Below are 14,059 nucleotides of genomic sequence, written 5' to 3' on the forward strand. Positions count from 1 at the left end.
GATTCGCGCCACAGTTCCCCTCACTGGCCCAGTTTTCCGCCCAGGAATCGCAACTGGTCAGGGAGCATACGCCGCCAGTAACCAGGGGTGTGGGCCCCGGCCTGCTGTCCGCCGGCCGCGTGCAGTTGCTCGCGCAGCTCGTGCGCGGCCGGTGCGAACGGATCGTCCCGGCCGCAGTCGATGCGGACAGCAACATCGCGGAAGCCGACCGGCCGGCCGAACACCTGGCTCTGGTCGAAGTCCTCGGGCCCGTCGAACGCTCCGGGCTGTACTTCGTCGTACTCGCGGTAGAGCGCCGGGCTGAGGGCCCCGACCGCGACCGCTCGCGAACCCGGCCGGACCCGTCGCTGCCAGTACTGCAAAGCCACCCAGAGCAGGGCTCCGTACCCACCCATCGACCAGCCGAGGACGCCGTACCGACCGGTGCGCAGACCGCGATCGGCCAACAGGGGAAGGAATTCCTGGTCCAGCATGAAGCCGGGATCGTTGCCGTCGGCCCGTCGGTGCCAGTAGCTGTTCGGGCCGCCGTCGACGGTCGCGAGCGCGAAGGCCGGCGTACCCGCCCGGACCGTCGCGGTCAGGTACCGGTCGATGCCGAGGTCGTTGATCGCCGATGTGTGGTCGCCCCCACGACCGTGCAGGACGAGTACGACGGGCAGGGTCACCGAGGCGTCGTACCCGTCCGGATAGATGATGCTGTAGCCGACCTCGGTACGGCGGCCGAAGGAGTTGAAGCTGCCCGATACCACCGGACCGGCAGGCACATCGGGTACGACGCCGTCCGGGCCGGTGAGGCCGAGCGCCTCGTGCAGCCGCGCCCGGCCGGGAATCGCGCCGGTCTCGAGAGCCGCTACCCCGGCGACTCCGACCATCCCCGCCGCGACCGCCGTGCGGAGAAGGACGCGACGACCGAGCACGCTCAGCGGGCCAGCGCGGCCACGATCGCGACCACGGCGAGGACTCCGATCGCGATCAGCTCGGGCTTGGCCCAGCTGGTGATCACCTCACCTCGCGACTGCTCGGAGTACTGGCCCTGCAGGGTCTCGATCCGGTTGACCACGAAGTCGGCCTTGGACAGGGAGTTGTCCGCCGCCAGCTTCCGGCCGCCGACACGCTGCTTGCGAAGGTCGCGCATGATCAGTTGGACGCCGGGCGCGCGGAAACGGTTCTCCTCGGTGTGCACCCGGAGGATGTCGGTCACATCGGCGCCGGTCACCTCCGACCACGGGATCAGGCGATCGCGCAGATGGTTACGCAGCAGTAGATTCTGGGGGCTGAGCGTCACCGACGGCCGCATCAGGCCGACGTACGCGAGCACCATGAAGATCGCGATGATGCAGCCGACCAGCAGCCCGGTGGCGGTCCGCCACTCCAGGGCCACGTCGATCAGGCCGAGGACCCCGATCACCAGGACGATGGCCCCGGTGATCCGGTTCGACGCAGACAGGTACTGCTCGCTCTCGGGCGACTTCGACTTCACCGGGACAAAGTAACTGGCTGTCGGGAACGGCACTAGCCGTGGGCGGTGGTCCCGCGCCGTAGCGAGCAGGTGCTCGGTGCGGTAGCTCGGCGTGCGGGAGGGAAGGCCTCGATGTGGTTCATCGTGGCCTTTCCTCCCGTGCGCCGAGGTGCCGTGCCGAGTGCCGCGCAGTAGGCGCGGGGCCGCCGCCCACGGCTAGACTGCCCAAGGTGACCACACTCGACAGCGGCGTCGACAGCCTGGCCGACGTGACCTCGTCCGAGGACCGGCTGCGCCGGTTCCTGCTCGGACTGCCGGGCGTCGACCAGGTCGGCGCCGAGGCCCGGGCCGCCACCCTGGGCACCCGGTCGATCAAGACCACCGCCAAGGCCTACGCACTCGACCTGGCGATCTCGATGATCGACCTGACCACGCTGGAGGGCCAGGACACTCCCGGCAAGGTGCGGGCCCTGTGTGCGAAGGCGAAACGGCCCGACCCGGCCGACCCGACCGCTCCGCAGGTCGCCGCCGTCTGTGTCTATCCGGACCTGGTCGCCACCGCGAAGCACGAGCTGAAGGGCTCCGGGATCAACGTCGCGAGTGTCGCGACCGCCTTCCCCAGCGGGCGTTCCAGCCTCGCGATCAAGGTCCAGGACACCAAGGACGCAGTCGCGGCGGGCGCCGACGAGGTCGACATGGTGATCGACCGCGGCGCCTTCCTCTCGGGGCGTTACGGTCTGGTCTTCGACGAGATCACCGCGATCCGCGAGGCCGCCGGCGACGCGCACCTGAAGGTGATCCTGGAGACCGGCGAACTGGTCACCTACGACAACGTGCGCCGGGCGTCCTGGCTGGCGATGCTGGCCGGCGCCGACTTCATCAAGACCTCCACCGGCAAGGTGTCCCCGGCCGCGACGCTGCCGGTGACGCTGGTGATGCTGGAGGCGGTCCGCGACTACCACGAGGCCACCGGGCTGCGCATCGGCGTCAAGCCGGCCGGCGGGATCCGGACGGCGAAGGACGCGATCAAGTACCTGGTCACGGTCAACGAGACCGCCGGGCCGGACTGGCTGGACCCGGAGCTGTTCCGTTTCGGGGCCTCCAGCCTGCTGAACGACCTGCTGATGCAACGCACCAAGCTGGCCACCGGGCACTACCCGGGCCCCGACTACTTCACCTTGGACTGACAGGCATGAGCAGATTCGAGTACGCACCGGCCCCCGAGTCGCGGGCCATCGTCGACATCAAGTCGTCGTACGGCCTGTTCATCAACGGGCAGTTCACCGACGCCACCGACGGCAAGCCGTTCAAGACCGTGTCGCCTGCCTCCGAAGAGGTGCTCGCCGAGGTGAGCGAGGCCGGTCCCGCCGATGTGGACAAGGCCGTTCGCGCGGCCCGCAAGGCCTTCGAGAAGGTCTGGGGCCCGATGAGCGGCAAGGACCGGGCGAAGTACCTGTTCCGGATCGCGCGGCTGATCCAGGAGCGCTCGCGTGAGCTGGCGGTGCTGGAGTCGCTCGACAACGGCAAGCCGATCCGCGAGTCCCGCGACGTCGACATCCCGCTGGTCGCCGCACACTTCTTCTACTACGCGGGCTGGGCCGACAAGCTCGAGTACGCCGGTGTCGGCGACGATCCGCAGCCGTGGGGTGTCGCGGGCCAGGTGATCCCGTGGAACTTCCCGATGCTCATGCTGGCGTGGAAGATCGCCCCGGCGCTGGCGGCCGGCAACACCGTCGTGCTCAAGCCGGCCGAGACGACTCCGTTGACAGCGCTGGCGTTCGCGGAGATCTGCCAGCAGGCCGATCTGCCGCCGGGCGTGGTGAACATCGTCACCGGCGCCGGCCGGACCGGGCAGGCGCTGGTCGAGCACCCGGACGTCGACAAGGTCGCGTTCACCGGTTCGACCGAGGTCGGCCGGGCGATCGCCAAGTCGGTGGCGGGCACGCACAAGGCGGTCACGCTCGAGCTCGGCGGCAAGGCGGCGAACATCGTCTTCGAGGACGCGCCGATCGACCAGACCATCGAGGGCATCGTCAACGGCATCTTCTTCAACCAGGGACACGTCTGCTGCGCAGGCTCGCGGCTCCTCGTCCAGGAGAGCGTGTACGACGAGGTGCTCGCGCGACTGAAGCGCCGGATGGGCACGCTGCGCGTCGGAGATCCGCTCGACAAGAACACCGACATCGGCGCGATCAACTCCGCCGCCCAGCTGGCGAAGATCCGCGAGCTGTCGCAGATCGGCGAGGACGAGGGCGCCGAGCGCTGGTCGCCGGAGTGCGAGCTGCCGGCCAACGGTTACTGGTTCCCGCCGACCGTCTTCACCGGGGTGTCGCAGGCGCACCGGATCGCCCGCGAGGAGATCTTCGGCCCGGTACTGTCCGTGCTGACGTTCCGTACTCCGCAGGAGGCGGTCGAGAAGGCGAACAACACGCCGTTCGGCCTCTCCGCCGGGATCTGGACCGACAAGGGATCGCGGATCCTCTGGATGGCGAACCAGCTGCGCGCCGGCGTGGTCTGGGCGAACACGTTCAACCGCTTCGACCCGACCTCGCCGTTCGGCGGGTACAAGGAGTCGGGCTACGGCCGCGAGGGCGGTCGCCATGGTCTGGAGGCCTACCTTGCCCACTAAGGACACTCCGAGGCTGGAAGTGCGCAAGACTTACAAGCTCTACGTCGGCGGCGCCTTCCCGCGCAGCGAGTCCGGCCGGTCGTACGTCGTGACCGATGCCAAGGGCAAGTTCCTGGCGAACGCGTCGCAGGCCTCCCGCAAGGACGCCCGGGACGCGGTCGTCGCGGCCCGCAAGGCGTTCGCCGGCTGGCACGCGCGGACGGCGTACAACCGGGGTCAGGTGCTGTACCGGATCGCCGAGGTGATGGAGGGCCGGCACCAGCAGTTCAGCTTGGAGGTCTCGCAGTCCGAAGGGCTGTCGATCTCCAAGGCCCGGGTGGTCGTGGACGCGTCGATCGACCGCTGGGTCTGGTACGCCGGGTGGGCCGACAAGCTCGCCCAGGTGGTCGGCTCCAGCAACCCGGTCGCCGGGCCGTACTTCGACTTCTCGTTGCCCGAGGCAACAGGTGTGGTCGCGGTGCTCGCGCCGCAGGACTCCAGCCTGCTCGGTCTGACCAGCGTGATCGCGCCGGCGATCGTCTCCGGTAACACGGTCGTCGCAGTCTCGTCGTACGAGCGGCCGCTGCCGGCGATCACGTTGGGCGAGGTGATGGCGACCTCCGACGTACCGGGCGGCGTGGTCAACATCCTCACCGGTTCGGCGTCCGAGGTCGGCCCGTGGCTGGCGTCGCACATGGACGTGAACGCGATCGACCTGTGCGGGATCGTCGATCCCGAGGAGGCGACCGAGCTCGAGATCGCCGCGGCCGACAACCTCAAGCGGGTACGCCGTCCCGCCGAGGAGGACTGGTCCGCGGACCAGGGCCTGTCGCGGCTCACGCAGTACCTCGAGCTGAAGACCGTCTGGCACCCGATCGGAGTTTGATCCTTGCTGAAGCCAGGTGACCGGGTCGCGATCGTCTCGCCGTCCCGGGGGCTGCCGGAGGTCTTTCCCGGGCCGTACGAGCTGGGGCTGCGGCGGCTGCGCGACGACTTCGGCCTGCACCCGGTCGAGTATCCGACGACCCGGAAGCTTCAGTCCACGCCGGAGGAGCGCGCCGACGATCTGCACGAGGCGTGGTCGGATCCGTCGATCCGCGCGGTGTTCGCGAGCATCGGCGGCGACGACCAGCTCACCGTGCTGAAGTACCTGGACCCGGCCGTCTTCCAGGCGAACCCGAAGCCGTTCTTCGGGTACAGCGACAACACGAACCTGCTCAACTTCCTGCACACATTGGGTTTGCCGGCCTTCCACGGCGGCAGCGTGATGGTGCAGTTCGGCCGTGGCGGCGCGCTGCACCCGGACACCGAGCGTTCGTTGCGCGCGGCAATGTTCACCGGCGGCGAGTTCGACCTGACGCCGGCCGAGGGGTGGACCGACGTCGACCACGACTGGGCAGTCCCGGAGAATCTCGCGACCGAGCCGCCGCTGTTCCCTGGCACCGGGTGGACGTGGAGCGGCACGCAGACTGTCAGCGGGAAGCTCTGGGGCGGCTGCATCGAGATCCTCGACTGGCAGCTGTCCGCCAACCGCTGGATGCTCCCGACCGAGTCGTACGGCGGCGTGTTCTTCGGCGAGACCAGCGAGGAGATGCCGACGTCCGAGGCGGTCTACCGAATGCTCCGCAACCTCGGCGAACGCGGCCTGCTGGAACGCTTCGACGCGGTCCTGTGGGGCCGCCCGAAGTCCACGTCGCTCTTCCAGGAGCTGACGCCGGAGCAGTCCTTCGCCTACGTCACCGGCCAGTACCTCGCCGTCGACCGGGCGCTCGCGGAGTACAACCCGACCGCCCTGGTCGTGAAGGGCCTGGACATCGGCCACACGGACCCGCAGTTCGTGCTTCCGTACGGCGGCCAGATCCGGCTCGACCCGGCCGCGGAACGGATCACGGTCGTCTACTGAACGCGGGTCCTGGTGAGGGCCGGGTTCGGGTTGGGGTAGCAGGACACGGGAGCGGTCGTGGTGAGGAACTTCCACTTGATCTTGGCTTGGAAGGTCAGGCCGGGGTCGTTGTAGCTGGTGCCTCTGAGTTTGGTTTCGACGGTGGTACCGCGGCGGCCGGACTTGAGGCGGACCGCGAGGGTCGGGAGTTCGTAGTTGGCGCCGCCGGGGATCGGGCCGGGGACCTTGATCACGACGTCGGCGCCGTCGAGTTGCACCGACGGGGTGGAGTTCAGCCCTGAACCGCCGGACAGTTTTGCGCTGACGTACGACGTGTTGGCCGGGACCGGGAGGCGGAGGGCCAGGTCGCGGACCTCTTGGAGTTTGAAGCCCTTGACCTCGCTCGGCAGCGTCCCCGGCTGAAGGTCGACGGCGACGGTGAAGCGGGTATTCGGCCGGACGGTCGCCGGCGCGGTTGCGTTCACGGCTTGGCGCAGCGAAACAGTGTGCTGGCCGAACTTGGTGTTCGCCCGGCACGCATAAGTGGCAATCGGTTGAGCATTGATGGGCGCGAGCAAGGCGAGAGTCACCGCAAAACTGCAGTAAGTAGCCATATGACTACTCTACGAAGTCACCGCCCGAAGAGGAACCAACCGCCGACTCCGGCTGCCACGAAAACGACCGGCAGCGCCAGCAGGAACCACATCCGCGTCCGGCGATGTCGCCGTACCGGCGAATCCGTCGCGTCCGTTGCATCCGTCGCGACCGTGGTGTCCAGGTCCTCGTCGGTGATCGCGGTGCGCTCCTCGGCGCGCTGCGGGGCCTCCTGCTCGAGCCGGTAGGCCTCCGCCTCGAGCCGCTCGGCCAGCGTATCCGCGCGCTCCCAGCGGTCTTCGACGCGATAGGCCAGCGCCCGTCCGAAGATGTCGTCGAGCGGCCCGAGCGAGTCGTGCAGCACCGGGCGCAGGCTCGGCGGCGGCAGATCAGGGTCGCGGTTGAGCACCTCGCCGATCGAGCCCGCGACGTACGGCGGATGCCCGGTGATCAGCGCGTACGTGACCGCGCCGATCGCGTAGACGTCCGCCCGCTCGTCGAAGCCACCGTCGCCGCGGCCCTGCTCGGGCGCCATGTACGACGGCGTGCCGACGGCCTGGGTGAGTCCCGAGGCCTCCGCGGCCCGTTTCGCGAGGCCCAGGTCGGCGAGCACGATCCGATGGGTGCCGCCGCCGGACTCGTCACCCGGCCGGAGCAACAGGTTGGCCGGGGTGACATCGCGGTGTACGACGCCCTCGCCGTGGAGCGCAGCCACGGCTCGGGCCAGGTCCGCGCCCCACCACAGCGCGTCTACGGCATCCAGCGGGCCTTGCCGGAGTACGTCGCCGAGCGTGCCGCCGCCGATGTAGTCCATCACGAAGTACGGGCGGCCGTCGTCGAGCTTGCCCAGGTCGAAGACCCGGACGACCCGGTCACTGGCGATCCGCCGCATCAGGCGTGCCTCGGACAGGAAGCGTTCGCGCACGTCGGCGCGCGACGCCCAGTTGTCCGCGAGGACCTTGACGGCGACGTCGACATCCAGGTCGTCGTCGTACCCCCGCCACACGGTCGCGAACGCGCCTGCGCCGATCTTGTCCCGTAACCGGTACCGTCCGATGACATCCATCCGGGCTATTGTCGACCACAACCGAGCTCAAACGGGGCTCAAAAGGGGGAGCATGACCGAGGAGTTGGAAGAACTTGCGGCCCGCGCGGCGTCGGGGGACAAGACAGTGCTTCCACAACTCCTGCAGGCCATCCGGCCGCAGGTGCAGCGTCGGGTGGCGAAGTTCCTGCCGTACCGCGAGGACGCCGAGGAGGCGGTCCAGGACACCCTGCTGCAGGTGGCCAACAAGGTGCACACGTTCAAGGGCACCGGCAGCTTCGCGGGCTGGGTGACGGTCGTGGCCACCAACCAGGCCCGCCAGACCTACCGGTCGCTGAAGCGCCGCTCGGTCGAGCAGTCCGCCGAGGTGCTGCCCGAGTCGGTCGACCCGCGCACCACGTCGGTGATCGCCGGCTCCCGCCTCGACCTGCTGGAGGCCCTCGAGTCGCTCGAGTCCAGCCACCCGCAGCTGGTCCAGCCGTTGGTGTTGCGCGATCTCGGCGCGCTGTCGTACGCCGAGATCGCCGACGAGCTCGACGTCCCGCTCGGGACCGTGAAGGCCCGGATCCACCAGGCCCGCAAGGCCGTCGCGGAACGTCTCACCGTCCGCTAGGCCTCAGCCGAACGTACGGCGCACCGCCACCGCCCGGCGGAGGTCGTCGAGGAAGTTGGCCGTCTGCCGGCGGATGCCCGAGACCACGCTCTGGTCCGCGATCAGCGCCTCGGCCGGCGCGATCAACTGCTCGTCGATCGCGTACTTCGGGGCGATCCGGGTCGCGGTCAGGCCGACGACCATCCCGGCCCGGATCTCCGCGGTCCGCGGGATGTCGGTGAAGAACCGCCGCACGTACGGCGCGGTGACGGCGCTCTGGGACGGATGCCAGAAACCGTCCGCGGTGGCGAGCAGTTCCTGTACGCCGATCGCCGGGTCGGTCATGATCCGGGTCCAGGCCGCTTCCTTGCCGCCGGGCAGCGCCGCGCGGCAGCGGGCCGCGTGCGTCACACCTTCCGTCGACTTGTCCCGGGCCAGCTCGGCGTCGATCTCGGCCGCGCCGAACGCGCCGAGACGGACCAGTCGAAGGACGATCATCCACCGCAGATCCGCGTCGACGACCAAACCGTCCGGAGCACCACCGTTGAGCCAGGAGGTCAGCAGCTCGGCATCATCGGTCGTCGCCACGAACGTCCGAGCGACAATCAACTGCAGGCTACTTCCGGGCACCGTGGTCGTCAGCTTGTTGCCGAGTGCATCGGCCACCGGCCCGCGGTACTGCTCGTAGTCCAGGTAGCGGCCGAGCACCCGCCCCTCCAGCCACTGCGTCAACGAGCCGACCGCGATGTCGCTGTCCTCCTGCGGAAGAGCGGCAACGAACAGTTCGAGCGCCCGCCGAGGGTCCAACTCGGCATCCGCCACCGAGTCCCGGACCGAGTTCCAGACCACCGCACGGGTCGTGCTGTCCGCGATCTTCGGCAGCACCACCGGCAGGTTCGCCAGACTGACGGCGTCCAGCCGGATCTTCGCCCAGGTGTCGTCGTTCGCGTCCGCCACCACCACATCGTTGCTCAGAGCAACTTCTGCCGAGTCCTCGGCCAGCACTACATCCGTCAAGGTTGCCGATCCGCTCTCGGCATACCCACCGACGCTCAACTTGTGCAGCCGTCGCGAGTCATCGGGGCTCTTCCGATGGAGGACGACTCCGGCGTCCGTCCGCTCGACCGTGATCGTGTCCAACCCGGACGTCCGCAACCATTGGTCCGACCATGCATCCAGGTCCCGTGCGCCGGCCTCGGTCAACTTCTCGATGAACTCGCCCAGATCCGCGTTCCCGTACTCATGCGCCTCCAGATGCGCATTGACCCCCTTGAGGAACACGTCGTCGCCCAGGTACTTCGCCAATTGCTTCAGCACTGCCGCGCCCTTGGCGTACGAGATCCCGTCGAAGTCGTCGAGCGACTGCCGCGCGTCCTTCAGACTGTCCGGCGCGACCGGATGCGTCGAACTGCTCTGGTCCGTCTGCAGCCCCCACCACTTCCGCACGAACGCGAAATCCGTCCAGTTGCCGCCGTAGCTGGTCGCGTCCTCCGACACCCGGTGCGCCATGTATTCGGCGAACGACTCGTTCAGCCACATATCGTTCCACCACTTCATCGTGACCAGGTCGCCGAACCACATATGCGCCATCTCGTGCACCAGCACCCGCGAGCGGGTACTGCGTTCGGCCTCGGTCACCGGGCCGCGGAACACGAAGTCGTCGGAGACCGTGACGCAGCCCGGGTTCTCCATCGCGCCGAGGTTGAAGTCCGGCACGAAGACCTGCCAGTACTCGCCGAACGGGTACCGCTGCCGGAACATCCCGTGATACGCGTCGAACGCTTCCCGGGTGGTCCGGAACAGATTCTCGGCGTCGCGTTCCAGGTGTTCGTGCAGCGATCGGCGGCAGGCTAGTCCGAGCGGGATCCCGTCGTACTCGCTGCGGATCAGGTGGTACGGGCCGGCGACGAGCGTGACGAAGTACGTCGACAGCGGCTTGGTCTCGGCGAGCGCCCACTCCCCTGCCGCGGTCTGCGTGGCGGCGCCATTACCCAGGACGACCCAGTCCTCAGGGCACTTCACCGTCATCGTGTACGGCGCCTTGAGGTCGGGCTGATCGAAACAGGGGAAGTACCGCGGGGCGGACTCGAGCGACGACATGCCGTAGGTGTAGACACGTCCGTCGGCGGCGTCCACGGACCGCACGAGGCCCTCGCCGTCCGCGGAGTACTTGAGCTCGGCAGTCACGACGAGCTCGTTCTCGGCCGTCAGCCCGGTGAGCGGGAAGCGGCCGCCGTCGAGTGCGTCGACATCGAGCGACTCACCATTGAGTACGACGCTGATCAGCCGCTCGGGCTTCACGTCCACCCAACTAGTGGTGCTCGTGGCGCCGAAGCGGATCCGGCTGGTCGTGACGAAGGTGTCCCCCGAGCCGGTGAGGTCGAACGCCACCTCGTACGACCGCAGGTCCAGGTCCGCCGCCCGTTGCCGGGCCTCTTCTACTGTGAGCGCGCGCATGAATGGCACGCTATCCCGGCGGGGTGTGAGCCTTGGCCGCCGCGAGCTGCGCCACCGCGCGAATTTCTTCGTTCGTCGTGTTCTCGAGCACCGCCGCGATCAGCTCGGCGTCCGCAGGCTCGGCGAGAACGGTCAGCACGTTCAACGCGCTCACGTGATCGAAGCCGGCCCGGAGGTCGTCGCCGGCCGCGGCCGGCGGATGGGCGAGGATCTCGCGCGCGACCCCACGGACCTCGTCGGCCATCGGTTCGAGCGGGTTGCCGCCGCTCACCCGCGTGTACGCCGCGGCCACCTGGTACATGTTCAGCGCCCGGCACACCATGCCGATGTTCTGGCTGTGCAGCAGCGCACCGAACGCCTGCAGCGGAATGCCGACCTCGTCCATACCCGCACGCTAGCTGAAGAACGCGAGCACCTTCTGCGCGGCATCGGGCCCGGACATCATCTTCGCGACCTCCGCCGAGCTCTCCGCGACCTTGGCGGTGCGCTCGAGCATGGCCGGCTCGTACTGCTCCAGCGCGGCGTCCAGGTCGTCCGGATGCGCGGCGATCGCCTGCGCGAGCTCGGCCGCGTCCCGCATGGCCTGGTTCGCGCCTTCACCGTGCGACGGCATCAGGTGCGCCGCATCCCCGAGTAGGGTCACACCCGATCGGCGCGGCCAGGTCAGACCGATCGGCAGGAGGTACGCCGGGCGCACGACGAACGGCTCGTCGCAAGCGGCCAGCAAGCGCCGGAACTGCGGAGCCCACTCGTCCGGAAGGTCGGTCGCGGCCGCCGGGTCCAGGTCGGACGGGCCGTAGATCGAGACGCTGACCTGGACCACGCCGTTGCCGTTGCGTTGCGCGCCCAGCATCCGGTCCGGGCCGAACGCCCAGTAGTTGCCGCGACCAACCATCTCGGCCAGTTCAGGCTGGGTCCGGTCGGCATCGTGGATCGAGCTCTGCACGACCACCTTGCCGGAGTACGTCGGCTCGACGTCGGTGAGCAGCGCACGGACCCGGGAGTTCGCGCCGTCCGCGCCGACCAGTAGCTCGCAGGTCGCCGTACTGCCGTCGGCGAAGTGCAGGAGGTATCCGCCCTCGTGTGCTTCCGCATGAGTGAAGACGCTTCCCCAGCGGACCGTGTGCGCGGGGAGTGAGCTCAGCAGGATGTCCCGCAGGTCGGCGCGGTCGATCTCCGGGCGCAGCATCGGCGCGTCGTCCGGAGTGTCCTCCTGGAGCAGCATCGTGCCGGTGTGGTCCAGCATTCGCAGGTCCTGCCCTTCGCCGCGCGCGGCCGCGAGGAACTCCCGCTCGAGACCGGCCGTCCGGAGAGCGGCCTGACCGGTGTCGGTGTGCAGGTCGAGCATGCTGCCCTGGCTGCGGGCGTCGCCGGACGCGTCGCGCTCGAACACGACGGAGTCGATGCCGTGGACGTGCAGGATCCGCGCGAGCGTGAGACCGCCCGGACCGCCGCCGATGATCGCGATCATGCCGCGCTCCTCTCTCGATACAGTGTATTGATTTATACACTGTATCGAACGACACGAGTGTATCGTTTTGCCGGTGACCGACAGCCCGCTGATCTGGGAGCGGCCCGAGCCGACCGAACGGCGCCGCCCGAGCCCGCTCAGCCGCGAGCGGATCGTCCGTGCCGCGATCGACCTCGCCGACGCCGACGGGCTGGACGCGGTGTCACTGCGGAAGGTCGCCGGCGCGCTCGACGCCGGCCCGATGCGCCTCTACCGGTACGTCGACACCAAGGACGAGCTGCTCACGCTGATGGTCGACGCCGCGTACGCGGAAGTTCCGGCGCCGGCCGGAGCGACCTGGGACGCCGTCCTCCGATCGATCGCCACGGGGATCCGGGGCGTAGCCCTGCGGCACGAATGGTTCGCGGAGCTGCTCGGCGGCCGGCCGCATCTCGGTCCGGCGACCCTCGCCCACGGCGAAGCGTCGCTGACCGCTCTGCGTTCCACCGGGCTCGACGATCTCGGCACTGTCACCGGTGCCCTTGCGGCGTTGAACGTCTACGTGATCGGCGCAGTCCGCAAGGAGGTCGCCGAGCGCCGGGCCCAGCGCGCCAGCGGACTCGACCAGCGGCAGTGGCAGCATGCGACGGCGCCCTACCTGCTCCGGATGTTCGCGACCGGTGACTATCCCGCGATGGAGGAATGGGTCCACGACGCACCCCATCTGCAAGCCGACGAGGTGTTCGAGCTCGGCCTGACCTACCTGCTGGAAGGCATCAGGAGCAGCCTGGGCACCTAGGCACCGGCCGCGGCGTGGAGGTGGCTTGCGAGCAGGTGGGCGGACTCGGGGGCGTCGGCGGCGTAGCAGAGGAGATGTGCGCGGGTTGACCACGCGTCCTGCAGCGGGCAGATGTCGAGCGCTGCGATCGCGTCGACGGCCCGGCGCGGAACGATCGCCAGACCGGCGCCGGCGGTGGCGAGGGTGATCAGCATGTGCAGGGTCGGCACGACAGTGCGGTAACGCGGCGCCGGCGCGTGCGGGCCGAGGCGCTCGTCCATCCATTGCGTGAGCGGGGAGTTGCGGTCGAGTCCGACGAGCGGATGCTCGGCAACCTCGGAGTACGCGATCGAGGTGCGGCCGGCGAGGGTACCGCCGGCCTGGCCGACGACGACCAGCGAGTCGTCGGCCAGCGGTTCGGTCCGCAGCGAGGTCGGTTCGTCGTCGAGGATCACGCCGAGGTCGGCCTCTCCGGCGGCGAGGAGCCGGACGCTGCGGACGGTACGCCGCTCGCTGACGTTGACGTCGTACTCCGGGTGCTCGCGGAGGAACGTGGCGAGGGCGACCGGGACGAGCTGGTGCATTGCCGAACCGCCGGCGACGAGCCGGATCGGGGCGGTGCTGGAGACCGCGTACGACGCGACCGCGTTGTCCAATCGGGTCGTCTCGGCGAGGACCTCGCGGGCATGCCGGGCCAGCGTGGCCCCCGCGGGAGTCAGCCGGACGCCGCGACGCTCGCGGATCAGGAGCGGTACGCCGGCTTGCGCCTCGAGGGCTCTGACCCGGGCACTGGCCGAAGGCAGGCTGAGGTGCATCACTCGCGCACCGGCGGTGATCGAGCCCTCTGCCGCGACCTGGGTGAAGAGCCGGAGATCATCGAGGTCGTAGCGCATGGCATCAGCCTACGTCTCAGCCTGAGGCTGGCTACGGAGATCGCGCATTGTGGAAGGCGGTTGCAGCCCTGATCCTCGAAAGGTGAACCGCGCTCAGCTGGCAATGGCCTATCAGGCCTGCGAGGTCGCCGATCTGGCGGCCGCGGCAGTCACGCTCGAGGACCCGACCGAGGCCCGCCGGCAAGCTGCTCGCGTGCTCGCGGCGGCTCACCAACTGACGGAAGCCGCCGATCGACTCGCCGACCCGGCCGCGCCGACCGACTCCTTACAACTGTTCGCCTACGAGTATCCCGAGGAGGCG

14 protein-coding genes are annotated in these 14,059 nt (G+C 69.1%); 6 read left to right on the plus strand and 8 right to left on the minus strand.

Annotated features, from left to right (window positions below):
- Positions 1–20 precede the first annotated feature (20 nt).
- Positions 21–917: an alpha/beta hydrolase gene (locus EV653_RS20230; protein ID WP_238159912.1), complete on the minus strand. Its 897-nt coding sequence runs from the start codon at positions 915–917 to the stop codon at positions 21–23.
- Positions 918–919: 2 nt separating this feature from the next.
- Positions 920–1,480 (minus strand): PH domain-containing protein, encoded by a 561-nt coding sequence (locus EV653_RS20235; protein WP_134105294.1) that lies wholly within the window; start codon positions 1,478–1,480, stop codon positions 920–922.
- 209 nt (positions 1,481–1,689) lie between these two features.
- On the opposite strand from EV653_RS20235, the gene deoC reads away from it, so the two are divergent.
- The 4 genes from deoC to EV653_RS20255 are packed head-to-tail and all read left to right on the plus strand — an operon-like array spanning position 1,690 to position 5,970.
- The gene (gene deoC / locus EV653_RS20240) at positions 1,690–2,646 is read left to right on the plus strand and encodes a deoxyribose-phosphate aldolase (RefSeq protein WP_134105295.1); all 957 of its coding nucleotides are present in this window, start codon (positions 1,690–1,692) and stop codon (positions 2,644–2,646) included.
- Between the two features lie 5 nt (positions 2,647–2,651).
- Positions 2,652–4,088 (plus strand): aldehyde dehydrogenase family protein, encoded by a 1,437-nt coding sequence (locus EV653_RS20245; RefSeq protein WP_134105296.1) that lies wholly within the window; start codon positions 2,652–2,654, stop codon positions 4,086–4,088.
- A gap of 19 nt (positions 4,089–4,107) precedes the next feature.
- Positions 4,108–4,953, plus strand: a complete 846-nt coding sequence (locus EV653_RS20250) for an aldehyde dehydrogenase family protein (RefSeq protein WP_238159913.1) — start codon at positions 4,108–4,110, stop codon at positions 4,951–4,953.
- 3 nt (positions 4,954–4,956) lie between these two features.
- Entirely contained in the window at positions 4,957–5,970 is a 1,014-nt protein-coding gene (locus EV653_RS20255) for a S66 family peptidase (protein WP_134105298.1), read from the plus strand.
- On the opposite strand, the gene EV653_RS20260 is transcribed toward EV653_RS20255, so the two are convergent.
- The gene (locus tag EV653_RS20260; RefSeq protein WP_134105299.1) at positions 5,964–6,563 is read right to left on the minus strand and encodes a hypothetical protein; all 600 of its coding nucleotides are present in this window, start codon (positions 6,561–6,563) and stop codon (positions 5,964–5,966) included. The two genes, EV653_RS20255 and EV653_RS20260, sit on opposite strands and share 7 nt — an antisense overlap.
- A gap of 17 nt (positions 6,564–6,580) precedes the next feature.
- Complete coding sequence (locus EV653_RS20265) at positions 6,581–7,609, minus strand: serine/threonine-protein kinase (RefSeq protein WP_134105300.1); 1,029 nt, start codon at positions 7,607–7,609, stop codon at positions 6,581–6,583.
- 52 nt (positions 7,610–7,661) lie between these two features.
- Between EV653_RS20265 and EV653_RS20270 the strand changes: the two genes are divergently transcribed.
- Positions 7,662–8,201 carry an RNA polymerase sigma factor gene (locus EV653_RS20270; protein ID WP_134105301.1) on the plus strand — a complete coding sequence of 180 codons (540 nt, stop codon included), beginning with the start codon at positions 7,662–7,664 and terminating at the stop codon, positions 8,199–8,201.
- 3 nt (positions 8,202–8,204) lie between these two features.
- Here the strand turns inward: EV653_RS20270 and pepN are convergent, their stop codons facing one another.
- Genes pepN through EV653_RS20285 form a run of 3 tightly spaced genes read right to left on the minus strand, consistent with a single transcriptional unit; the run spans position 8,205 to position 12,108 of the window.
- Positions 8,205–10,637 (minus strand): aminopeptidase N, encoded by a 2,433-nt coding sequence (gene pepN / locus EV653_RS20275; RefSeq protein ID WP_134105302.1) that lies wholly within the window; start codon positions 10,635–10,637, stop codon positions 8,205–8,207.
- 10 nt (positions 10,638–10,647) lie between these two features.
- Positions 10,648–11,022, minus strand: coding sequence for a hypothetical protein (locus tag EV653_RS20280; protein ID WP_134105303.1), 375 nt, complete (start codon positions 11,020–11,022; stop codon positions 10,648–10,650).
- Between the two features lie 9 nt (positions 11,023–11,031).
- The gene (locus tag EV653_RS20285; RefSeq protein WP_134105304.1) at positions 11,032–12,108 is read right to left on the minus strand and encodes an FAD-dependent oxidoreductase; all 1,077 of its coding nucleotides are present in this window, start codon (positions 12,106–12,108) and stop codon (positions 11,032–11,034) included.
- A 73-nt stretch (positions 12,109–12,181) separates the two neighbouring features.
- On the opposite strand from EV653_RS20285, the gene EV653_RS20290 reads away from it, so the two are divergent.
- Entirely contained in the window at positions 12,182–12,886 is a 705-nt protein-coding gene (locus EV653_RS20290) for a TetR/AcrR family transcriptional regulator (RefSeq protein WP_238159914.1), read from the plus strand.
- Here the strand turns inward: EV653_RS20290 and EV653_RS20295 are convergent.
- Entirely contained in the window at positions 12,883–13,758 is an 876-nt protein-coding gene (locus tag EV653_RS20295; protein ID WP_134105305.1) for a LysR family transcriptional regulator, read from the minus strand. The genes EV653_RS20290 and EV653_RS20295 overlap by 4 nt on opposite strands.
- Positions 13,759–14,059: the final 301 nt, after the last annotated feature.

Origin of the sequence: Kribbella pratensis, from assembly GCF_004365355.1 — a bacterium.
In the GTDB taxonomy this organism is placed as follows: Bacteria; Actinomycetota; Actinomycetes; order Propionibacteriales; family Kribbellaceae; genus Kribbella.

What these genes read in the sequence shown, in the direction of transcription:
- EV653_RS20245 (WP_134105296.1), top strand. Translation starts at nt 2,652, where the DNA reads ATGAGCAGATTCGAGTACGCACCGGCCCCCGAGTCGCGGGCCATCGTC.
- EV653_RS20260 (WP_134105299.1), bottom strand. Translation starts at nt 6,563, where the DNA reads ATGGCTACTTACTGCAGTTTTGCGGTGACTCTCGCCTTGCTCGCGCCC.
- EV653_RS20265 (WP_134105300.1), bottom strand. Translation starts at nt 7,609, where the DNA reads ATGGATGTCATCGGACGGTACCGGTTACGGGACAAGATCGGCGCAGGC.
- EV653_RS20270 (WP_134105301.1), top strand. Translation starts at nt 7,662, where the DNA reads ATGACCGAGGAGTTGGAAGAACTTGCGGCCCGCGCGGCGTCGGGGGAC.
- pepN (WP_134105302.1), bottom strand. Translation starts at nt 10,637, where the DNA reads ATGCGCGCGCTCACAGTAGAAGAGGCCCGGCAACGGGCGGCGGACCTG.
- EV653_RS20280 (WP_134105303.1), bottom strand. Translation starts at nt 11,022, where the DNA reads ATGGACGAGGTCGGCATTCCGCTGCAGGCGTTCGGTGCGCTGCTGCAC.
- EV653_RS20285 (WP_134105304.1), bottom strand. Translation starts at nt 12,108, where the DNA reads ATGATCGCGATCATCGGCGGCGGTCCGGGCGGTCTCACGCTCGCGCGG.
- EV653_RS20295 (WP_134105305.1), bottom strand. Translation starts at nt 13,758, where the DNA reads ATGCGCTACGACCTCGATGATCTCCGGCTCTTCACCCAGGTCGCGGCA.